Here is a 21060-nt window from a genome sequence, read left to right as displayed (position 1 = left end):
CATCGAAAAGCGCCTCATTCACTTCGAGTTATCGAGTTGAATGAGGCGCTTTTTTGCTTCGTCTGATGCGCTGCTCGACGCCGCGTCGCGCGGCGAGAGCCGCCGGGTTAAGCGGCGTTATCCCTTGGGCGGCGGCAACTCATTTAAGAATTTTCGGACCGCTTCGTTGATGAGGTCGGGGTGCTCGATGGGCCCGACATGGGTGCCCTTAGGGAGGACCAGGAGGCGACTATCGGGGATCAATTCGGCCATTTCTTCGGAGCGAAACAGCGGGGTCATTTCGTCTTTTTCGCTCGCGATTACCAGCGCCGGCACCGTGACCGTGGGCAAGATATCCTCGGCATCATGCTCGGATGCAGAGGTTAAAAGCGCCAGAAAGGTCGGCAGGTGCATATTGGCGACGTGGTCGAGGTAGGGCAGGAAATCACGCCCGCGCGCCAGCCGCGTATTCACCGCCGCGGCGGTGGTCATCAGATACGAGAGCTTGCTCGGGATGACGGTCTTCCAGAAGATCTGCGCTCGCTCCGGCGAGATGCTGACCAGGTTGCGAACGTAGGGCAGCATTTCGCGGAAATAATGGGTGTTAAAGAGCGTATCCAGCGGACGCTTATAGCTGCCGCAGATCGGGATAAGACCGCGCACGCGCTCCGGGTCGAGCCCGTAATATTCCAGAATAACCTGCACGCCGAGCGAATGCCCGGCGAAGACCGCCTCCTCGATTTCCAGCGCATCGAGCACCGCTTTCAGGTCGCGGGCGAGCTGCGGGATGGTCATCGAGTCGAGGTTTTCGGGCTTGTTTTCGCTGCGGCCGTGGCCGCGATAATGCCAGCGCACGATGGTATAGTCCGACACCAATTCGTCGATTAGATACGGCCAGATAAACCCGTCGCAGGCCAGGCCATCGCATAATACGATGGCCGGGCCGCTGCCGAGGGTGCCATACCAGATCTGGGTGCCGTCTTCGGCGCTGAGTAAGCTTGTTCTATTCACTTCAGTCAGCCCACTCAAAATGGGGGGAAGGCCGGCCAGGCTTAGGCCTCGTAGGCCTGCTCAAGACGCTCGATGAGCTCATCTTTGGTCCCGCTGACCTGCAAATCAAGTTCGCGAAGCTCCTCACGCAACTCCTTGACCGTGAGCTCCTGGAAGCCCGAGGAGGCGCTGGCCTTCGGGGTCTCTTCTGCCGATTCCGATGCCGCGACATCAACTTGCTCGTCGACCTGCTCTTCGACATCTTCCTCAACGACCGTCACGGTTGTGGTGGTCGTGGTCGTGGCCGTTTGCGTCTGCGCGCTCGAAGCGCTGGCGCTGGGCGACGGGGTAGACGGGCTGGTCGCCGCGACCGCAGGTTTTGCCGGTGCAGCCTTGGGTTCGACCACCGGCTTGGGCGCGACCGGAGCGCGCGTGGGGCGCCGCGCCGCGCTGCTTGAGCGCGAGCTGCTGGTGCGTGTCGTCGAAGGACTCGGCACCTCGGCGCCCAGGTCCATGCGCACCTCACCGGCGAATTGCGCGCCGTCGGCCACCACAATGGCCGGCGCCTCCAGGGAGCCCACCACGCGCGCGGAGGCGCCCAAAAAGATGCGCTCCTGCGCGGTGATATCGCCCTCAACGGCGCCCTCGATATGAGCTTCGCGCGCACGAATCGTGCCGTAAACGCGCCCGTTGGGGTCAAGAGTTAGAGTTTGAGAGAGTTCGATCTCACCGTCGACCCGACCTTGAACGGTCACGTCTGCGTCGCCCGTGATGCGTCCTTCAACGCGGGTGCCGGCGTCGATAATTGTCGGATCTGCCATGGTTTATTCCACGTCCATATCGATATGACCTTTGAAGCTGGCGCCGTCGGCGATCAGAATTCGCGGGGAGCGAATATCACCGACCATCTTGCCCACCGGGCGAATCTCGACGCGCTCGGAGGCGACGATATTTCCCGTCACGCTGCCGCTGACTTCAACTTCGTTGCTCTCAACGTCGGCCTCGACCACGCCGCCTTCGGCGACCTGGACGGTGGAGTCGAGCTGGATGCGGCCCTTGACCGTGCCTTCGATGAGCACGGGGGCGTCGCCCGAGATTTCGCCGTCGATGACGATGCCTTTTCCAATAATCGTGTCAGCCATGAATTTTCTCCGTATCTAAATAAAATGGGTCAAAGGTGCCGATGAATGCTGTCGATTTATCAGCTTTCCTTTTATGGGTGCCGGTGCGCCAACTCAGCCCGCGTCGGGCATCGCCACGTCCATATCGATATTGCCGCGGAATCGCGCGCCGTCTTCGATATTGATGCGCGGTGCGCGGATATTTCCGGTGACCGTGCAGCCGGGGAGCAGTTGGACGATCTCGCGGGCGACGATCTCGCCTTCAAGATAGCCCTGCACCGCGATCGAATCCGCTTCGACGTCGGCGACCACGCGGCCCCCTTCCTCGATATTCAGGTGGCTCGCGAGCGAAATCGTGCCCTCGATCGTGCCCTGCACATTTACGTCTTCGTCACCGCTGACTCGGCCAGTGATCTTAATTTCGGGGCCAATGGTACAATTTTCTGTGGATGCCATCGCGTTTGTATCCTGACTTCGGTGCTTAAATAACGGCTAAAAAAACGTCCAAATAAGATTCGCTAAGTTGAGACCTGGGCTCGCCAAAAATTGCTAACGACGATTCCAAGACTACCCGTTAGTTAGCATTGAAACTCATTTGATTCAACGAATACTCTGGCCCTTCTTTGCCTTTCTTTCGATGCGCGTTGGCGGGGGCGACTTCGGGTTGTCGCCGGCGTTTTGCGGGCGAGGCGCGGCTTGGATTTGGCGCGCCAAAAAAAGAAGACGACGCGCGATTTGACTGCAATCGCGCGCCGTCTCCGGCAATCCCCCATTGGGTGGCCGCCGCGGCAGGGCGGCGGCCGAATCGTTAAAGTCTTAGCGTGAGCAGAATCCGCCGGTGCCGCAGGTGCCGGTGCGGCATTGGTCGTCCTGGTCACAGGTCACCGTGCAATAGCCGTTGACGCAGGTGGAGCCGTCGCCGCAGTTGGCGTTGGAGCGACACTCGAAGCCGGGGCGATAATCCGGGCGACACACACCGTGGTCGCACATCATCTTGTCGCCGCAGGCCGCGTCCGAGGTGCATCCCTCGAAGCAGAAGCCGTCGATGCAGGTCTCGCCGCTCTGGCACTCACTGCTCGCCTCGCAGGCCGGGCTCGGCGCAGGGTCGGTCTGGCAGGTGCCTTCCTGGCAGGTTTGGCTATACGGGCAGTCGGCGTCGGTGCTGCAGTCGTAGTGGCAGAAGCCCTCCATGCAACCTTTTTCTAGGCCGCATTGGGCGCTGGTCACGCAGATGGTCTCGACCACCTGACAGGTGCCGTCCAGGCAGGTCTCGCAGGGCTCGCAATCCGAAGACGCGCTGCAGGAAATGGGGCCCGGATCGGTCGCGCCGACGCAGCGTCCATCGGCGCCGCAGGTGTCGCCGTCGGCGCAGTCCGCGTCGGCGGTGCAGCCGAGTTGGCATTGGCCGCGAGCGCAATAGGAGCCCGGCGAGCAATCGGAGTCGGCGCCGCAGATGCCGTTGTCAACGCAGCGGCCGTCTTCGCAGCGCTCGCCAGCGGCGCATGCGTTGGTCGGGCTGCACTCGGCGGCCTCGCCCGGGTCGGTGACCGGCGGCTCGGTGACATCATCGCCGCCGACGTCGCTGAATCCAGCGTCCGGGGTCTCATTCGGGTCGGGTGTCTCCTCGCCGTCGCCCGGCAGCGGTTGGCCGGGATTGTCGGGGTCCGCTTCGGTGCAGACGCCTCGCCAGCAGACGCCTTCGCCACATTGGGCGTTGTCGGTGCAGCCCGCCGAGCATTGTCCGTCGAAGCAGGCGCCGTCGCGTCCGCATTCCGCATCGCTCTGGCAGGCCACCTGGCAGGAGCCGTCGGTGCACACGCCGCCGGGGCCACATTCGCTGCTGTCGGTGCATTCGCCGCCGATCACGCAGCGCCCATCGTGGCAGACTTCGTCAACCGCACAGTCGAGCTGAGCCGTGCACTGCGGCACGCAGGCGCCATCGGTCGAGCAGAATTGCGAGGTGAAGCAATCCGCGTCCGCCTCACAGCGCACAGGCGGGGCACAGGTGCCGTCATCACAGACGCGCGACAGGCAGTCGGCGTTCACGCTGCACTCTTCAGCGCCGATATCCGGCACGCAATAGCGCCCGGCGCCGCAGACACCTTCCTGGCAATCGGCGTCGGTGGTGCACACCGACACACACTCGCCACCGCGGCAGATATCGTCACCGCTGCATTCATCGTCGGCCACACAAATCGCGACGTCCGGCTCCGAGCCGTCCTCGTCATTGTCGCACCCTGAGCAACCCGTGATGAAGATAAGCGCGAGCGCCGCGCCCAGGCGCAACCAGCGGTTCGAGAGCATCGCGCTCGGCCACCGATGGATGCCCGGGGTTGGGCGGGGAGGATTGGCGGGCGTTGAGATTTTAGTCATTTCGGGTGCCATCATTATTCTCGGGTCAGAGGAGCTATCGACGAGATTTAAATATTATCGCGGGTCTGTGTGGCGATTTTGGCTACGCTTACTATGCTGTATGCGCACCCTACAATGGGCCGTCTTGAAGTTATGACGCGCATGCTCGGGCGTTATTCAATATTTTCTCGGGATTCTTTGAATATTTTTTGAGGCTCGTCGCTTCAGAGAATGACTCCCCTTTCGCGAGGAGGTTGGGTTGACTTTTGGAGCGCCGCGCATCGCCAGGTGCTCCTGATTAATAGGAGTGGGATCGAGTTTCGACTTGCCATCGGGGCCTAAAGCTGCCAAAAAAATACGAAATCAACCCATTTGGGTCGTTTAGGAAGGCTAAATCCAGAGGAAATATGCGTCTGTATAAAGGCCAAGTGCCAGTCGTTGCCGCCGAGATTACGCGATCACTTATCGCCTCGGGGGATCTCGAAGTCGAGGACGCCAATATCGTCGAAGTTGAAAGAGATATTGAGTCGGTGCTCAACGAGTATATTCGCCTTGACCGCGAATTGAATTCCGAAGCCCGTGAGATTCAGTCCGACCAGGGCGGTGGTTTCGGTCGAATTAAAACACGCCTCGCCAAGCAAAAAGGCGTCGAAGACCTTAAAGATGATCCGGTCGGTTTTATCATCGCCCAGCTCATCGATATCTTCTTCCACTCCAATTTTGTCGAAGAAGTCTACGCTGATGACCGCGAAATGCGCACCAAGCTCAAGCCGATGCTTGAGAAATATATGAAGGTGCAGGAGCAGCTCGACAGCGAGGTGCGCGACAAGATCAAAAACCTCACCGAGGGAAGTCGCGACTGGGACGTCGAGTATCAGAAGGCGATGGAGCGCATTAAGCGGACCAAGAACCTCGAATAAGCCTCAAACGGGTCGCGCGCTTTAAAGAGCGGGCGACCCGTTTGCGTTTTAGCGCGAGGCCAGCAGGTCTTTTGGGTGGTTGGCTTGCCACCATTTCCACCAGCGCGCCCAGTATTTCTGCAGGCGCGCGTTGTCCCATGCCTCCAGCGGGGCCCAGCGGCCGGTGATGCGTTTGAGTTCGAGGTTCGCGTTATAGGCGATATGGTCGGGCGCGCTGCCGAGCATGGCGATGAGCGCGTCCACGGCTTCGAGGTCCAGCGGTTGCCCCTGGGCTGAGGCCAACCCCTGGGTCGAGAAGCCCTCGGCGAGCCACTCCTCGCGCGGCCGGGCCTGGTTTGCCTGCCACCAGTCTTGCCATCGGCTCAGCGCGGCTTCGCGCTCTTTCGAGTCGCTTTGCATCCCCAATAAACTCCAATCGACATCTTCGCTATGATTCGTGATTCGCCGCAGCAAAACGGCGAGTTTTTCGGCGACCCCTGCGGGTTGGGTCTGAAGTTGCGTCAATAGAAAGGGGACGAGCTCCGGGTCCATATAGTGAGCGAGCGCGTCAGCGGCGAGGCGCTGCTCCGCGGGCGAGACGTCGCTCGCCGTGATGATGTCTTTGAGCGGGTCCAGCGAGAATGGGTCCACGGCGCGGCGAAGCAGGCGATAGGCGTAGGCTTTCTCGTCGAGGTTGAAGTCCGATTGGCCGACGAATTTCAGCGCCTCGACCACCGCCGCGCCCGACTCGGTGGGGATATTCGTGGCGACCTCGAGCGCGCGCAGGCGCACCGCATCGCTGGGTTCGCGGCGGGCCTGGCTAAGCGCGAGCACCGGCGCATAGGGCGAGCGGATGCGCTCCAAAAGGTCCAGGGCGCTTTGGCGTGTGGACGCATCGGGGGACTCAAACGCCGCGGCGATCGCCAGCGAGCGTGCGCGCAACGCATCGTAATGCCAGTCGACCCATTCCCAACGCGGCCCGTAGTCCAGGCAACCTTCCAGGCGATCTTGCTCCGGGCAGGTGATGCGCAGGTGGAGGTGGTCGTCGTGGGGCAGGGCGTCAGTCGGTTGGTGGAGCACCTTCGACGCGCGGGCGATGAGGTCGGCGTCGGCGTTCTGTGAGCGGGCGTAGTGCAGTAAAATATCTTTGAGCGGATTGCTGATAAAGAGCCACTGAATGTCGACCGTCGGGTGGCTTAAGAGCGCCTGGACGAGCTCCCAATTGCGCTCGGTGTCGAACTCAATATTCGGGTGGCCGATGGCCTGGCCCGTCGCGTCAAAGCGCAATAAATCGGGCGCCAAGACACGCTCGCCGGTCTTCTTATCTTTGCAATAAAAGGCCAGGTCCGCGTCGCGCCCGGAGGTGTGCGAGCGACTCCAGCGCATCGAGCCGCCGCGCCGCAGGCTCATATTTCCAACGCGCAATTTCGGCCCGGCGACCCGCTCGTCGACCTGGCGGGCGGCGTCGAGGATAAGTTCGATCATCGCCCCGGTGGCGTAATGCGTGCCGCGCCCGCGGTGGCGATCAATCACCGAGTGGTGCGCGCCATCGTGTTGAAATTCTCGGGCGTTGAGCAATTCGCCGGCCCCGACCGAGCCGGTCGAAAGCGTGTATTCAATCTTTCGCTCCGGGTCGAGCAATTCACTATAGTGCGGCTGCTCACTCAGAGGCGTCCACCAGGCCGACAGGCGCTGTCCCGACGAGGTCAGCGCGCCATCCAAAATCGCCGAGGCTGCCTGGAGCGCCGGGTCGATGTCCACGCGCGGCTTCTCAGCTGGCGTGGGGATTTGCGCATCCTGGGCGCTCAGTCCGTCGGCCCCGGCCTGAGGAGGTAGCTTAGCCGGGTATGAGCGGTGCTTTTCGGCGGCAGGCGGCGCCTCGGTGAGCGCGGCGTTCTGCGTGGCGCACGCCCCAAAGGCCAGGGCGCTGACCGGTATCGCCAGGGCGCAAGCGGTCCAACGAACGCGAAGGTATCCAGAAGCAAGCAATTGGCGAGGCATGGGTTCTCGGTGCAAGTGACTTGAAAATAAGAAGTATTCACCAATTAAAAGGGTAAACCAATGCGCGAGACAGGTCCAGATCCGAAGCGTTTGTCTCCCGCTAAAATCGCCGCGCCCCAGAGCGCTTAAGCTATTGAGATCAGTCAGGAAGGTATGGGTCGACAAACGCGGATGCGTGCCCTACAAATACCCATCTTAGCCTACTCGGGGCTACACGTTTTTTGTTTCCAAATGACCCGAATTTCATCCATGAAGTCCAGTTCTTCAACGCATTTGGTGGGGTGGGCATTTTTGCTCCTGCTCACCGTGGCCAGCCTGGTATTTGGTTTTGTTCAGCTCGACGGATTGCCCGATCTCGGCGTTCGTTTCGGCCCGGATCTTACGGTGCGCACGGTGCCGGTGGACCGCGAAACCGACCGTGAGCGCCAGGAATTCAAGCGCGGTGACCGCCTGGTCGCCTTGCAGGGGCAGTCGATCTCGGATCTTCGTGAGCTGCGCTCGGTCCTGCAGAGTTTGCCGATCGACGCGGGCGCCCTCGACGCCGAGGAGCTCGACGAGAACGGCGAGCTCGTCGAAGGCACGCGCACGAATCTCGACGCGATGCGCAAGGTCTCCTACCAGATTGTGCGCCCCCTCTATCGTTTTCCAATCGCCTTGCAGGGAAAACCCGAGGACCCGACCGCGCTGCCGCCCGGCGTGGAGCCCAGCGACCGCCTGGTCGAACTCGACGGGCGCCCGTTGCAGACGAAGATTGGCCCGGAAGGAGTGCGCAGCATCGTGGCGAGTCGCCCGGAAGCCCTGCTGGTTTTCGAGCGAAAGAACGCGGTGTTTTTTGGCTCCGTCATGGTCCCTGCGCCCAAGTCGCCCCATGTGCTCTTTGGCATCTTTGGCGCGGTCATCGTCATCATGGCCGGTCTGTGGTGGTTTCGCTCCAAGGAGCTTGAGCCGCTGGCCTCGGTGGCCGTGGGTCTTGAGACCCTTTGCTTTGGCTGGATCGCGCTCTTTGCGTTTGAGTATCAATGGGTGCTCTCCGATGTTGGGTTGAGCGCGGTGCTCATCGTCGCGTTTTCGATGGTCCGACCGATCGCGTTTTTCGCCCATAATATCGGCGACGGCCGCGGCACTCAGGCGGGCTGGACCGCGCTTTTGATGGGCATCGTCGCGGCGGGCACGATGTTGGGGCTGTTCTTGGGCGGCCCATTCGGCGACGCCGAGCAGGCCCTGCACGTGGTGGCGCTGATCGCCGGGCTCTTCGTCGTCTATGAGATCTTCGTGGCGAGTATCCCGACGGATGCGCCCCGAAGTTCGCTGGGCGAGGGGAGCGGCTATATCGCCTGGATCCTCGTGCTCGCGCTCTTTTCGGCGCTGCTCGCCTGGTATCTGGCGCCGATCTCCTTCGAAGAAAATCGCTGGCGCTGGTTCGCTACGGTCATTGTCGGATTGGTGTGGTTTGGCGATGTTCTCTATTGCCTGCGGGGTGTGCCGGCCGAGGGTTGGGCGCTGATTTCGACACAGGCCGACCGGCATCGCGAGATCCTGGCCTACCTCGACATCACCAAGATGCTGCTGCCGGAGTGCCGGACTTTTATGGTCGTGTCGACTCGGCGAGGGACCTTTATTCTTGAGGAGAACGCCCAGCGATTACAGATTCAGCCGAGCGCAGAGGCCCTCCACGACGCGATGTCGATTCTTGTTCAAGAGCGCGCGCGCATTCCGCTATCGCCGATGGTTGAGCGACAAACTCACCCGATGGCCGGCATCGCCGAGGCCATGAATATGGCGCTCGCCTTGCCGTTGACGCCGCCGGAAGGGGCCATCGAGATCGAAGACCTGCACGTCATTTTGGTCGCGATCCGCGAGGATGCCCCCGACACCCAGGAGGTGCCCGAAGAGGTGGGCGCCGAAACGATCGATCTGGCGCAGGGATTGCTCAGCGCCGAGGCCTGGGTTGCGACCCTGGTCGAGGCCTATGCGATTATCAGCCGGGCCTATCTTGATGAGGCGCAGAACGGCACCGTCGCCGCCCAACCCGTGCGCCCGGGGCAGGAGTCCCGCGCATTGCTCGCCGAGCGGCGCCGCGCCGCCGAACTCGAGGCGGAGTTGAAGAGACTGCGGCTTGAGAAGGAAGCATCTGGCCAGTCTCAGCCGGCGTCGACGGAGTCTGCGCGCGTCGCGGTGGCTCCGAAGGGTGAGCGCGTCGCGCGTCTGGAGCGCGCGGATTCAGCGCCCGAGGTAATGCAGGCGGACGTCGATGAAGAGGTCGTCGAGCAGGCTGCAGCGCCAGAAGAGAGTGTCGAAACCGAAGCGGCGCCGGCCTTCGTGTCGCCGCTCGAAGTGCTTGATGGTCCGCCCGGGGACTTCCAACATCTGCTGGAGCCCGAGCTTATCGACGCGCTCGAATACGTCTTGGCCAGCCCCGAACCCCTGGTTCTGGGCGGCTCCGAGGGCAGCGGCAAGCGCTTTATCGCGCGGGTCGCGCAATCAATGGACGCCGAATTCTCTGGCAGCCTATGGTTCTTTGATGCCCAGGAGATGTCGGACACCCACGGCCTCGACGGCTGGGCGGTGGACGCGATTTTCGAAGAAGTGCGCGGAGAATCCGTCCTGGTCCGCCACGCCAATGCCCTCACAGGCACCATGCTAAACGATATCTACGAAGCCGCCGTCGCCTCGGATATTCGGCTCTATCTGGCCTTTAATGACCCGAACGCCGAGCAGGTCTCGGTGCTCGAACCCTTCGACGAAGCCCTCCAGCAGCGCCTGGAGCACCGCGAGCTTATCGTCCCCAATTTCGCCCATCGGCCCTCGATCTTCGAGCCGGTCTTAAGCGTCTTTTTGACTGACGCGTTGGCCCAATACGGCGACGCGCTCGAGGCGCCGGTTTATCTGTCGGAAGACGCCATCGACGTCCTGCGTGGCTACGATTTCCCCGGGCATTTCGATGAAGCGCGCGCGATGATTGAGCAGGGCGTCGCGGCGGTCCTTGAGCGCGGCGAGGCGGGCGGTGAGATCTGGCCCGAGGACCTCGGCTTCGAGTGAGCGGTCGGGGAGGGGCGCTCCCCGCGCATAATTTGTCGAAGGCTCGCAATCCAAACCAAAATTTGGGTAGTATTGGATTGTTCGGAGCGCCACCGCCCGCAATACCGAGGCGGTGGCGCTCAAAAATAAGCATCTATTCGAGAATATCTGCGTGAATAATTCTGCCGAAAATACATCCTCCGCGTCGATCAATTTTGGGCGATGGGGCGGCCGTTTCCTGCTGTGTTTTGCGATGCTCGGCCTGAGCGGGTGTCCGGAGATGACAGACCCGGTCAAGCACGAACCGAGCACGCGGGCGGAATTGGACATGGCCGTGCAATACGACCAGGAGGTCGTGCTTCCCACCTCGACCCTGAGCTTTCATATTCGCAATAGTGACCGCTTGGTGGCGGAGTCCGCGACGGTGACGCTAAAGGGTGTCCATAGCGCTAATGGAGAGTTCGAGCAGCGTTATTCCGCTCAGTTGGAGCGCGACGGCGACGTGGGCGATATCCGCGTCGAGCTGTCGGTGGCCTCGAAGCTCTGGGATGACGTGATGGGCGGGAGCGCTGGGTCCAGCGAGCGCGCGTCGTTTAGCGGGGATATTGAAATTGAGTTGGGCGACGCGCTTGGCGTCCTCGCGCGGGGCGGGGTTCAGGCGACGCGCCTGGAATTCGTGCGCGTTCTGGAGCCGACCGCCGAGGCGATTGAGGTCGGAGCGGTCTTTCCGGGCGAGCGCGTTGAGCTCCAGGGCGGCGGGTTTCTGCGCCCCTCCGAGGGCGAGAGCATCGCCTATATCGACGTCGGGCGCGTGGAGTATAGTGACGGGACCCAGCGCGATATTACCGGTGAGAGCCTGGCGCTCGAGTGGGCAGGGAGTCGCGAGCGCGCGTTTCTCCCGGTGAACCCCGCGGTCTTTGGCGTCCAGGTCGCGACGTTTACGGCGACGATTCATCTGGTCAATCGCCTGGAGAATTCGACCGAATGGCCGGGCAGCGAGGTCTTCGATATCAGCGGAAATCTGCAGCAGCCGTATTTGGCGACGCTGGCGCCCGAGGCTGGCAGCCGCGGGCAGAAGATCACTTTGACCGGGCGCGGCATGGTGCCCACCAACGCCGACTTCGGCTACGGCATGCTCCTGCATTATGCGGGCGTTCTGACGCCCGACGACCCGGCGCTGCCCAGCCTTGAGTTTGGTCAATCGGTGCCTGTCGTGAGTGTCCCCGACCGGGTGATTGACGAGCAAATCGCCGAGCAAAATGTGTGGTATACAATCGAGGAGGGGCGGGTTTTGAGCGGGCTGGGCGCGGTGCCTGGCGTCTTTAGCGGGACCATCACGCCCGAGTTTTTTGACCCATGGGGCGAGCAACAGGGCATCGGCTGGCAGGGCGAATTCCGGGTGCTCCCGACCAAGCAGGTCGTCTATCTTAAATATCTGCCGTCCTTCTCGAAGGGCCTGGAAAAATACGGCCTGCGCAATGTTGAGCTTGAGATTCGCCGCCGCATTATGGAGGTCGTGACCCGCGATTATGACGGGACCAATGTCGAGTTTCGCGAAGACGCCCCCGACGATTATATCCACTACGCGACCATCGAATTGGGCGGCCCGGATCCCAGCGGTCATAACGCCTTTGGCTACGACAACACCTTTAATGGGGTGGCCAAAGACACCGGAAACCTCTATCTCAATGATTATCTGGGGGGCCTTAATGCTCAGAGTGCTCAGGAATTTAATAATCCCTACGGCGGAATCTTTCTGGAGTCTTTCTCGTTCTTTAGCCTCGAGTTGAATCCGCATAATTCGCATGCCTCCGAGGAATTTGATCGCATCATGCGCCCGTTTATGCCGGCGCTCGGCGGTGAGGTCGTGCGGGGCACGGAGTGGCCGCAGGGGCCGCGCAGCGATAAGATTGCGGCGGCGATTTTGATGGTCGGCAACGTGCTTGGAAACACCGTCTCTCACGAGATTGGCCATTCGATGGGGCTGCCTTTTGTGCCCGGGGACGAAGAAAGTCCGACAAATATCTTTCATAATATCGAGTATGGCCCCTATATTATGGATCCCGGTGCCCAGCGCCCATTTGATGAGCGGGCGGAGTTAAATGGGCAGGGACCAGCTGTATTCAACGAAGAGAATTTTAATTATTTACGTAAATACCTGCCTGCTGATTGATTGAATCGCGCAGTTTGCCGTATAAGTTGCTTGACCCACGGTAGGCTGTTATAGGACACTTCGCGTGGAATCGATGGCGCGCTGCCCGAGCCACTTCAATTAGCGGGTATTTTGAGAGGAGAAACACGATGAAGTTTGCCCAGTTCTTTAGCACCCTTTTCGTCGCTTTATTGCTCGCCTCGCCGGCAGTCGCTCAAGAGAGCCAACCCGTCGAGAACGCAGAGTTCGGCGTGACCATTACGCCGCCGGCGAAATGGGAAGTAACGCCGGGCAACGACAAGGCCGTCGCGAGCTTTAAGCACCAGGGTTCGCAGAGTCAGATCGAAGTCGTTGGTACCAAATTGGTCACGCCGGACGTGGCGGATGTCTTCTTTAAGACCTTCCACAAGACGCTGACCGAGTCGGATTTCGAGCAAACCAGCCAGGAAGAGACCACCCTTGGTGGGTCCAAAGGCATGCTGACCAGCTACAAATTCACCCACTCGGGCGTCACGCTCGAAGTGGTCGTCTTCGAGTTCCTGCGCGACTCCACCGCCTGGTTGGCCGTCGGTTATATGCAGGACGCGGACAAAGCCGATTATATCGGCGACTTTAAGTCCGTCGTTGAGAATATGAAATTTAAAGCTGCCGCTGAATAAGCCGAAGCTTTAGCGAATATAAGCCCGCGTGCCGGGCGAGAGCCCCGGCGGGAAACCCCTGGGGCTTTTTCGCGTGCGCGGCGGCTAAAAAATTGCCATACTAATGAACATTTGATGCCCGGGCGCGTCTTAGTGATGCTCCATATCTGCTTTTAAGCGAGGCCATTATGTCTGTCCGAATTAGCTGGGTTGCGATTCTTCTCATGAGCTTCACGTTGAGCTCGACCGCGTTTGCCCAAGACGGCAAATCCAAAACGGATACGCCCGATATGCGCGCAAAAGTGATCAAGGATAGTGAAAGTGGCAGCGCCGTGACGCGTCCGGATGGATGGGTTCAGGGGAAATCCGGCAAGGGCGTGCTCGCGACCTTCCACGCCGCTGGCGATAAGAAGGCGCAGATTGAGGTGCGCCTGAGCCCGCACGTGAAGGAAGACCAGGGTGAGATCTTCTTTGCCTCCTTTCATTCCAGCCTTCAAAAAGCCGGCTTTACCCGCGACGAAGTGCGCGAAAAGCAGACCTATGAGGGGAAAACCGGCGTGGAGACCGAGTATAAGACCACCTCGGGCAAAAAAGAGTTTAAGATGATCATCTGGCAATTTCAGCAGGATGATGCAGCGTATCTGGTCGTGGGATTCTTCCCGGCCAAGGGACGCGACAAATATTATGGTGATTTTAAGAAGGTCATCGAGTCCTTGAAGGTCGACTGAACCGGCGCTTGCTGAGCCACAGCGCGCCCGCTGCCCCGCAAAGCCACACGGTCCACGGCGAGGGCGGGGCGCCTGGCGCGGAGCTGCAGCTCGAGCGCTCAACCTGTCGAGGCTGCCGACAATGCGACTCGCCCGGGCGAAGCAGCCCCTCGCTGCATTCATAATCGCTCGGGCACCCACCTGCCTCGCAACTCACGGTGCAATAACCATAGTCTTTAGGCTGCGCCGCGAAGACACATTCCTCCTCACAGATCAGACGATCCGGCGCGCAGGCATCGCCAACAGCACCGCGCAATTCCCGGCACAACGCGATGCGCTGGTCAGTCTCGACGCCGTCGAGCGATTGCAGGTGCACGTGATCGCAGCGTTGTTGGGGCTCGCAGTCGCGGCCGCTTCGACATTCGTCGACGGGATTTGTGGCCGGGTAGAGCGCGCAGAGCCCCAATTTGTCATCGACGGCGAGGCTTCGCTGGCCGCCATCTGGCCGATAGGTCGGCGCCATCGTGGCGAGCGGGTCGTCGGTGTGCAGAAGGCCCAGCACGTGGCCGAATTCGTGGACGAGGACGCTTCGAAGCTCCACCGTTAACTTCTCGCTCGTGGGGTCCGCGTCGGGCATATCGAAGGGCTGGGCTTTGTCGGCCCAGACGAACTCCGCGACGTTTAGAAAGACACTATTCATGGGGAAGTCGGAGCCGCAGGTCAGCGCGGTCCAACCGATGGACCCGGTCGGAAGACAGCCCGCGCCGCCGGGTTCCGTGAACATAAAGGGAATCTCATTGGGGCCGAGTTCGTCGATGGAGTGGCGCTGTCCGGCGTAGTCCATCCGGGCGAAGGAGCAGGGCGTCTGGGACCAGGACTCGGTGGCCGCGCGGGCGGCGGCGTCGATCTGGGCCTGCGTCATTCCCGGGGGCGGCTCGCCGAGGTGCACCATGCGAATCGGGAAATCCTCGACCGGCACGCGCAGGCCGCCGGCTTCAAAATAGGTGCGCTGGGACGGGGCGATGCGCGGCGCGCGCATCTCCTCGGCGGGCCAGGTGCCCGCGTCGCCGAGGCTCGGCGCGCCCCAGACCGCCGCCCCGAGCGCGACGCTCGCCAGCCGGACTCCCCACCCCAAATGGCCGCTTTGTCGGATCATATTTATCGCCAGGCAATGAAATTCGCTTAAATCGTGTTCTAACCCTCGAGGTTGTACTCGCCGCGTCAGGATAACCGCTAACCCGCGCCCGGCGAAGTCCCATCATCCCACCCCGTGCGGCGCCTCAGAAATGGAGCCGAGAATCCGTTTTTGATAGAAATTAAAATAAATTAGATCGCTTCGGGCGATCGCTCGTTTGAACCGATGATGGCATATTAACCTCATCGGCGACGACGCCCCAGGGAGCATAAATGAAACGTTTTGGAACTGTTGCAGTGATCGCGGCGCTATTGTTGGCGACGGCGCTTTTTTATCGCTTTCGGGGCGAAGAAGCGACGCCGGATACTCGCACGCCGACCCCACCGGTGACCGAGCGTCCGACGGCGCCGCCGACCCCGACCATGCACGCCACCAAGGCTGGCGTGTTGACGCTGAGCGCCGACAGCTCCCACGGATATATGCTCAGCGATAGCGCGCAGGAGGTCTACGCGGCCATCGACATCGCCGCGCAGCAGATCGACGGCGGTGAGCGCCCACCGCTCAATATTTCTCTGGTCATCGACCGCTCGGGGTCGATGCGCGGCAGCAAAATGGAGAACGCGAAGTCGGCGGCGATCGCGCTGATCGACAAGCTTCGCCCGCAGGATCGGATCTCGATTGTCAGCTACGCCACCGATGTTGAGGTGACGATGCCCTCGACGATGGCCAGGGGGACCGATATTGGTGCGATGCAACGTCAGATTCGAGATATGCGGGCGGCCGGCGGCACCAATATCGCCGGCGGCTATACCTATGGGGTCGAAGAGGTCAAAAAATTCATGCGCGATGACACCATTAATCGCGTTATTTTGGTCTCCGACGGCGAGGCGACGATTGGCAATACGAACCCCGATGTATTCCGCAAGATGGCCCAGACCTACCGGGCTCAGGGGGTCTCGCTGAGCACCATCGGCGTCGGCCTGGACTATAATGAGGACCTGATGGCTGGCATGGCCGACGAGGGTGCGGGCAATTATTATTTCGTCGACGCACCGAGCAGCGCCGTCGCGATTTTCGAGCGCGAATTGGACAGCCTGGCCAAGACCGTGGCCAAAAATACCGCCGTCTTGCTCTCCTTTGGCGACGGCGTCATCCTCGAAGATGTCTACGGCTTCGCGCATCAGAATGTTGGCTCTAAGGTCGCGATTTCATTGGCGGAATTCCAAAGCGGTGAGAATAAGAATATCCTGCTTAAGCTTCGGGTCGACCCGTCCAAAGGCGGCGTGTTTCCGCTGATGAACGCGACCCTAAGCTACAAAGATATGCAGCAGAGCGACCTCAATACCCAGATCGTCGCGCTTGAGTCGGTGCGCACCGAGGACGTCGAGCTGGCGAAGAGCAAGGTCAACGTCGAGGTCATCGGGCGGGTGCAGCAAATCGAGGTGGCCGAGAGCCTCAAAGACGCGATGACCGCCTACGAGGCTGGGCGCGACGAGGAGGCCAAAGAGGTGCTGCGCAAAAGCCAGCGGCGCGTCCAGGCCGCCAGTGACAAATATCAATTCAAGTCCGAGGCGGTCGGCCGGGCGGGCGGCGAGCTTAAGGACGCGCTCGACGCGGTGAATAAGCCGGCGGCGACCTTTGAGGAGCGCGAGCGCACGGTCAAATATAAGAAGTCGAAGAGTCGCAACATGAAGCGCTCCGACTCCATCGACCTCTGGTAGTATCGGCCCCGGCGGGCCTCCTCGACGGGAGGTCCGCCGACACGCTCACCCCGCGGCTCAAGCACCCTCACCCCTGACACCGGAACGCCCATGTCGACGCAAATGACGCTGAGAAATGAATCAATCTTTGACCGCCACCTGGTGGCGCTTGTGGGCGGCGGGCTGGTCGCGGGCGTGGTCAGCGGGGTGCTCGGGCTGGTGATCGGCGAGCAGCTTCCGCAGATGGGCGCGCTGAGCTTTGCGGCGGTGGTGGGGCTGGCGATTAACCAGGCCGACCCGCGCGAGGATAGCGCGCTCGTGCGGCTTATTTTTGCGTTGATCGGCGGGGTTTTGATGGGGCTTATTCTGCCGCTCGGGTTCGCGGGCGCGCCGTTGGTCGCCGCGGCGGTGGGCGGAGGGTTTATCGGCGCCGCGGTGACCTTCGACCGCCAGGAGTCGACGGTCCGAAAGTGGCTGGGCATCGCGCTCTTTGCCCTGGCGCTGCCCGCCGGCGTTTTTAGCAGCGGCGTGCTATTTCCCGAGAGTGCGCTGCAATTTTTGGAGCCGGTCTTTGGCCGCCAGGCGCTCATTGGCGCGACCTGGGGCGTCTTTATGGCCGTGGCCGCGGGCCTCAGCGACCTTCGCCCCGAGAACGACGCGCAGCTCGCCTTGCTCGACCGCGCGATCGCCGAGCACCAGCAGCCCGTGCGCGACTATCTGGAGTCGGCGCGCGAATTACACCAGCAGGTGCTGCGCGAGTCCGAGCGCAGCCAGAGCGCCGACGCGCGCCGGCGCGCCGGCGAGATCGCCCGTGAGACCATCGACTCGCTATTGCGCTTCGCCCAGCGCTCCCGCGAGTTGCGCGCCGCCTTGCAGGCCACCGGCTCCGAGCGCCTCACCCGCCGCATCAACCGGCTCAACCAGCGCATCGCCGCCACGACCAACCCGGCCATCGCCCGCGAACTCACCCAGGCGCGCGACGACGCCCGCGAGCAGGCCCAGATGCGCGAGCGCCTGGACCTGGCCTGCGTGCGCCTGGAGACCCGCCAGCAACGCTGCGTGACGACCCTTGAGAAGCTGCACCTGACCCTGGTCCAGCACTCCAGCCACGCCGTCAGCGACCTCGGCCTCACCGAGTCGCTCGCCCAGCTCGAGCAATTCGCCGACGAGGTCCAATTTCAGAACCTGTCGGTCGACGAGCTGTGTGAGGATGAGCAGGAATATGAGGCCATCGCGGCGCCCGAGCCACAGGTCGCGCAGGAAGAGGTCGAAGAGGAGGTTAAGCAGCAAGAGGCGGCGCAGGCGCCGGTCAAATAACTGCGTTGTATGATTGAGAAACGCGTGATAGAAATCGCGCGTTTTCGGTCCCGTAGCTCAGCTGGATAGAGCAACGGATTCCTAATCCGTAGGTCGCGCGTTCGAACCGCGCCGGGATCATTATTTTTATAGCCTGAAGAGCCCCGTTTTTGTGCGGGAGCCGCGTGCCCTGGGCGCGGGGGAGGGCATCGCCTGCGCGCGCACCCATGACCGCCGCGCCGACTCAGCTCATTTCCCCACGATCGACTGCACCCCAAACGTCCCGCTCATGGGCACCTGCTCATCGCGCGGGCCGCGCTGCTCGTCGAAGATGCGGTAATTCTTAAAGCCTAGGGTCAGGTCGGACTCGTCGGGGAAGGGGCGGTTGATGGTGATCATATTGGCGGCGACGTCCATGACGCGGAAATAGGCGTCGTTCATGCCGTCGGAGATGGGGGTCTCGAGCTCGGGCAGCCCGAAGGCGGTCAGGCCGCGGGTCATCATCCAGCCGTCCTGGTGCCAGGCGTGGACCAGCAGGTTGGCCAGGTTCTCGGGCTGGTTGAGGTGCATGGTCATATATTTGACGAAGCGCGGCGAGTGCAGGGCGGTCAGCCCGGGCATAAAGATGCCGGCGGCGCCGGCGTCGACCAGGGTGGCAGCGATGCGGGCGAAGGCGCGCGCGGCCTTGGGGCAGCGGGAGGTGCCGCCCTTGACCACGAATCGCCAGGCGGCGGTGTGGCTCTTCAGGAGCACCACCTCGGTCGGCGTGTAGGGCTCCTTGCTGCGGCTGGCCAGGGTGTGAAGCTCTCCGATGGGCTCCTCGACCATCAGCTGGGCCTCGACGCCGTCCTCCAGCGTGATGGTGCCGCGGGCGAGGATGCCGGCGTCGGCGTCGGCCTTCGCGTCGGTGGGGGCGAGGCTGAAGGTGGAGTCTTCGAGCCACTGGATGCCGTGGGTCTCCTCGAGCAGGGCGACATTCTCGATGCCCCAGTTGACGGGGGCGACTCCGACGAAGCTATCTGGCGTGGCTTTTAGGATGGGCTGGCTCATAGGTTTATCGTGGGTAAGTGTTTGGTTTATATGTCGAAATCCCGGGCGATTTGCGCAATTCGTACAGGTGCCAGGGACGTGAACGGTACAGGTGCCAGGGACGTGAACGGTACAGGTGCCAGGGACGTGAACGGTACAGGTGCCAGGGACGTGTACGGTACAGGTGCCAGGGACGTGTACGGTGGGTCTATTTACGCTCGTATTGGTAGATCTTGAAGCGTGCTTCGAGGCGTTTGAGCACCTGGTCTGCGGCCGCGGCGCCGTCGAAATCCTCGCGCGCCAGTCCTTCAAATAGGTCAGGGGACACGCGTTTATCCAGCAGCATCATGCGCGAGGCGTTCGCGCTGTCCAGGTTCAGCGGCGAGGCGCCGGTTTGGGGGTCGACCGCGTCGACCTGGATGATGTCGCGGGCCTCGGAGGCCGACTCAAACGCCTGCCACTCGGCCTCGTCATCGGCGGCCAAACGGTAGCGCCCGCGCAGCAGCAGGGTCTTGCCCTCGATCTCGGCGGTGGCGAGGTTGGTCAGGTTCACGACATCGTCATCGGCCGGCGCGACCACGGCGTAGAGCGTGCAATAGGTCGCCATCGGCGGGGCGATCTCGTCGATGATGCGCGCCTGGCCGGGGGCCAAGAGATCCTCGACGAAGGGCGTCCCGAGGCGGGTCGCCGAGCTCGGGACATGCGCATAGGCGGGCGCGATCAGCCAATCGCTCAGGTGCCCCAAAAGCTTCGGGATACCGGGTTTGGCGGGAGCTCCCAGGTCGGCGCCCTGCGGGGCGTTTTGGGTCGGCGTGTCGCCGGCGCCCGGCTCGCACAGATGCGCCTCGATGGCCGACACGACCAGGTAAGCCTGCTGCACCTCGACCTTCGTGCCGTCGCCAAGCTCAAGCGCCACGGGGCCGCCGTCCGGGATACCGTCGAGCTTATGGATAAACCCGAAGCTCATCGACGCCCGCTTGGTGCGCTTGCTGGCGGCCGCTTCCAGGCGCGCCTTGAGCGCCTCGTCGGCGTTAGGCTCGGCCGGGTTGGGTTGCTGCTCGCAGGCAATCAGGAGCAAACTCATCGCGCAGAAAGCCGCGACACCTTGATAAGATAGATTCGTTTTTGACATCGGATACGCCACAATAAAAGCCATGCGCGTCGGTAAAATCACCTCACTCCGCTGACATACTCCGTATTGGCGGTGGCTGCAAACCGATAGATTGCCTGGCGGATCTTTGAGCTGAATTGGTGATTATCATTGGATGGGCAGCGGCGCGGGTTGGCGAATGTCGCGGTTTTGGTGATATAGCTAAGCGCGTCTGAAGTCCTCAAACTGAACCCTCTCTGGCGAAATAAGCATTATGTCCGACGATATCCTCTTAGAAAGCGGCAAAAAAAGTAAATTGGGGCTGATCGTGCTCGTGACCACGGTGTTGGTGGCGCTGGGAGCGGTCGGAGCGGTGGGGCATTTGGCCGGCGCGGGTTGGTTCGGCTACCGCAAGATTCTCTACGGCATGAACGATATCTATTTGCTCAATATGGGGCCCGAGAAGCTGCTGGTGAGCGTGGCCGGGGGAGACCCGATCGAGGTCGAGTCGGAGGGCGCGCATCTGGTCGAATTGATGGGCGGCGAGAGTGAGGTGATCATCTCGAATACCGAAGGCGAGGTCGTCGAAACGCATACGGTCTTCGCCGAGAACTCCAGCCTGCTGCTGAAACTGAGCGTGGACGGCTGTCTGGCGGTGAGCGACGTCGGCGCGTTCTACGGGCGTGGGGGCGATAGCATGAAGATTGTCGAGACGATCGACCGCTCGACGCGCCTCTATACGCCGGGGAGCAATAATATTATCTGGCCGCGCAAGAATTTCCCGCGGGCGCTGCCCAAGGACGGCGGGGATGCGCTGTGGGTTGAACTGGTTGGCTGCGCGCTGCTCGAAGAGCCGCGTTTTATGCGCGGCTACCTCGACACGCGCCTCGGCGAGCGGCTCGCCAGGGATAAGAAGCCCGAATGAGCGGGGCGCTGTGGGCGGGGCGTGAGCG

The 21060-nt window shown here is 61.8% G+C and carries 17 protein-coding genes and 1 tRNA gene; 9 read left to right on the top strand and 9 right to left on the bottom strand.

All coding sequences use genetic code 11. The features are described 5' to 3' along the window. Positions 1–117 precede the first annotated feature (117 nt). The 5 genes from DN745_RS10300 to DN745_RS10280 all read right to left on the bottom strand — a co-directional run bounded on the left by DN745_RS10300 (position 118) and on the right by DN745_RS10280 (position 4463). A complete protein-coding gene (locus tag DN745_RS10300) occupies positions 118–990 on the bottom strand; it encodes an alpha/beta fold hydrolase (RefSeq protein ID WP_162687591.1) in 873 nt (290 codons plus the stop codon). A 41-nt stretch (positions 991–1031) separates the two neighbouring features. Next, positions 1032–1790 carry a polymer-forming cytoskeletal protein gene (locus DN745_RS10295; protein ID WP_111334587.1) on the bottom strand — a complete coding sequence of 253 codons (759 nt, stop codon included), beginning with the start codon at positions 1788–1790 and terminating at the stop codon, positions 1032–1034. Between the two features lie 3 nt (positions 1791–1793). After that, on the bottom strand, positions 1794–2111 hold the full coding sequence (locus tag DN745_RS10290) for a bactofilin family protein (RefSeq protein WP_111334585.1): 318 nt from the start codon (positions 2109–2111) through the stop codon (positions 1794–1796). Between the two features lie 93 nt (positions 2112–2204). Then, entirely contained in the window at positions 2205–2546 is a 342-nt protein-coding gene (locus tag DN745_RS10285; protein WP_111334583.1) for a bactofilin family protein, read from the bottom strand. 360 nt (positions 2547–2906) lie between these two features. Further along, the gene (locus tag DN745_RS10280) at positions 2907–4463 is read right to left on the bottom strand and encodes a DUF7107 domain-containing protein (RefSeq protein ID WP_133621784.1); all 1557 of its coding nucleotides are present in this window, start codon (positions 4461–4463) and stop codon (positions 2907–2909) included. A 386-nt stretch (positions 4464–4849) separates the two neighbouring features. Between DN745_RS10280 and DN745_RS10275 the strand changes: the two genes are divergently transcribed. Next, a complete protein-coding gene (locus DN745_RS10275; protein ID WP_111334580.1) occupies positions 4850–5362 on the top strand; it encodes a DUF507 family protein in 513 nt (170 codons plus the stop codon). Between the two features lie 48 nt (positions 5363–5410). On the opposite strand, the gene DN745_RS10270 is transcribed toward DN745_RS10275, so the two are convergent. Beyond that, a complete protein-coding gene (locus DN745_RS10270) occupies positions 5411–7342 on the bottom strand; it encodes a penicillin-insensitive murein endopeptidase (RefSeq protein WP_111334579.1) in 1932 nt (643 codons plus the stop codon). 249 nt (positions 7343–7591) lie between these two features. Here DN745_RS10270 and DN745_RS10265 point away from each other — a divergent pair, with 249 nt between their 5' ends. The 4 genes from DN745_RS10265 to DN745_RS10250 all read left to right on the top strand — a co-directional run bounded on the left by DN745_RS10265 (position 7592) and on the right by DN745_RS10250 (position 13878). Then, entirely contained in the window at positions 7592–10381 is a 2790-nt protein-coding gene (locus tag DN745_RS10265; RefSeq protein ID WP_133621785.1) for an MFS transporter, read from the top strand. 112 nt (positions 10382–10493) lie between these two features. Then, positions 10494–12533 (top strand): hypothetical protein, encoded by a 2040-nt coding sequence (locus DN745_RS10260; protein ID WP_111334575.1) that lies wholly within the window; start codon positions 10494–10496, stop codon positions 12531–12533. Between the two features lie 128 nt (positions 12534–12661). Further along, the gene (locus DN745_RS10255; protein WP_111334574.1) at positions 12662–13171 is read left to right on the top strand and encodes a hypothetical protein; all 510 of its coding nucleotides are present in this window, start codon (positions 12662–12664) and stop codon (positions 13169–13171) included. 167 nt (positions 13172–13338) lie between these two features. After that, the gene (locus tag DN745_RS10250; RefSeq protein WP_133621787.1) at positions 13339–13878 is read left to right on the top strand and encodes a hypothetical protein; all 540 of its coding nucleotides are present in this window, start codon (positions 13339–13341) and stop codon (positions 13876–13878) included. Here the strand turns inward: DN745_RS10250 and DN745_RS10245 are convergent. Further along, positions 13853–15013: a matrixin family metalloprotease gene (locus DN745_RS10245; RefSeq protein ID WP_111334571.1), complete on the bottom strand. Its 1161-nt coding sequence runs from the start codon at positions 15011–15013 to the stop codon at positions 13853–13855. The two genes, DN745_RS10250 and DN745_RS10245, sit on opposite strands and share 26 nt — an antisense overlap. 251 nt (positions 15014–15264) lie before the next feature. Between DN745_RS10245 and DN745_RS10240 the strand changes: the two genes are divergently transcribed. The 3 genes from DN745_RS10240 to DN745_RS10230 all read left to right on the top strand — a co-directional run bounded on the left by DN745_RS10240 (position 15265) and on the right by DN745_RS10230 (position 18129). Continuing rightward, positions 15265–16713 carry a vWA domain-containing protein gene (locus DN745_RS10240; protein ID WP_111334569.1) on the top strand — a complete coding sequence of 483 codons (1449 nt, stop codon included), beginning with the start codon at positions 15265–15267 and terminating at the stop codon, positions 16711–16713. A gap of 90 nt (positions 16714–16803) precedes the next feature. After that, complete coding sequence (locus DN745_RS10235; protein ID WP_111334567.1) at positions 16804–18009, top strand: hypothetical protein; 1206 nt, start codon at positions 16804–16806, stop codon at positions 18007–18009. Between the two features lie 46 nt (positions 18010–18055). Beyond that, a tRNA-Arg gene (locus DN745_RS10230) sits at positions 18056–18129 on the top strand. Positions 18130–18237: 108 nt separating this feature from the next. Here DN745_RS10230 and DN745_RS10225 read toward each other — a convergent pair. After that, positions 18238–19038 carry a hypothetical protein gene (locus tag DN745_RS10225; RefSeq protein WP_111334566.1) on the bottom strand — a complete coding sequence of 267 codons (801 nt, stop codon included), beginning with the start codon at positions 19036–19038 and terminating at the stop codon, positions 18238–18240. A 187-nt stretch (positions 19039–19225) separates the two neighbouring features. Then, the gene (locus DN745_RS10220; RefSeq protein WP_133621788.1) at positions 19226–20149 is read right to left on the bottom strand and encodes a hypothetical protein; all 924 of its coding nucleotides are present in this window, start codon (positions 20147–20149) and stop codon (positions 19226–19228) included. Positions 20150–20381: 232 nt separating this feature from the next. On the opposite strand from DN745_RS10220, the gene DN745_RS10215 reads away from it, so the two are divergent. Further along, entirely contained in the window at positions 20382–21032 is a 651-nt protein-coding gene (locus DN745_RS10215; protein WP_111334563.1) for a hypothetical protein, read from the top strand. Positions 21033–21060 lie beyond the last annotated feature (28 nt).

Origin of the sequence: Bradymonas sediminis (assembly GCF_003258315.1) — a bacterium.
GTDB classification, from domain to species: domain Bacteria; phylum Myxococcota_A; class Bradymonadia; order Bradymonadales; family Bradymonadaceae; genus Bradymonas; species Bradymonas sediminis.
This window is presented reverse-complemented; position numbering and strand designations above follow the sequence as displayed.

Coding starts and splice junctions, on each gene's coding strand:
- DN745_RS10285 (WP_111334583.1), bottom strand. CDS start 2,546: ATGGCATCCACAGAAAATTGTACCATTGGCCCCGAAATTAAGATCACT.
- DN745_RS10280 (WP_133621784.1), bottom strand. CDS start 4,463: ATGACTAAAATCTCAACGCCCGCCAATCCTCCCCGCCCAACCCCGGGC.
- DN745_RS10290 (WP_111334585.1), bottom strand. CDS start 2,111: ATGGCTGACACGATTATTGGAAAAGGCATCGTCATCGACGGCGAAATC.
- DN745_RS10215 (WP_111334563.1), top strand. CDS start 20,382: ATGTCCGACGATATCCTCTTAGAAAGCGGCAAAAAAAGTAAATTGGGG.
- DN745_RS10245 (WP_111334571.1), bottom strand. CDS start 15,013: ATGATCCGACAAAGCGGCCATTTGGGGTGGGGAGTCCGGCTGGCGAGC.
- DN745_RS10220 (WP_133621788.1), bottom strand. CDS start 20,149: ATGTCAAAAACGAATCTATCTTATCAAGGTGTCGCGGCTTTCTGCGCG.
- DN745_RS10255 (WP_111334574.1), top strand. CDS start 12,662: ATGAAGTTTGCCCAGTTCTTTAGCACCCTTTTCGTCGCTTTATTGCTC.
- DN745_RS10265 (WP_133621785.1), top strand. CDS start 7,592: ATGAAGTCCAGTTCTTCAACGCATTTGGTGGGGTGGGCATTTTTGCTC.
- DN745_RS10295 (WP_111334587.1), bottom strand. CDS start 1,790: ATGGCAGATCCGACAATTATCGACGCCGGCACCCGCGTTGAAGGACGC.
- DN745_RS10240 (WP_111334569.1), top strand. CDS start 15,265: ATGAAACGTTTTGGAACTGTTGCAGTGATCGCGGCGCTATTGTTGGCG.
- DN745_RS10270 (WP_111334579.1), bottom strand. CDS start 7,342: ATGCCTCGCCAATTGCTTGCTTCTGGATACCTTCGCGTTCGTTGGACC.
- DN745_RS10250 (WP_133621787.1), top strand. CDS start 13,339: ATGTCTGTCCGAATTAGCTGGGTTGCGATTCTTCTCATGAGCTTCACG.
- DN745_RS10275 (WP_111334580.1), top strand. CDS start 4,850: ATGCGTCTGTATAAAGGCCAAGTGCCAGTCGTTGCCGCCGAGATTACG.
- DN745_RS10235 (WP_111334567.1), top strand. CDS start 16,804: ATGTCGACGCAAATGACGCTGAGAAATGAATCAATCTTTGACCGCCAC.
- DN745_RS10225 (WP_111334566.1), bottom strand. CDS start 19,038: ATGAGCCAGCCCATCCTAAAAGCCACGCCAGATAGCTTCGTCGGAGTC.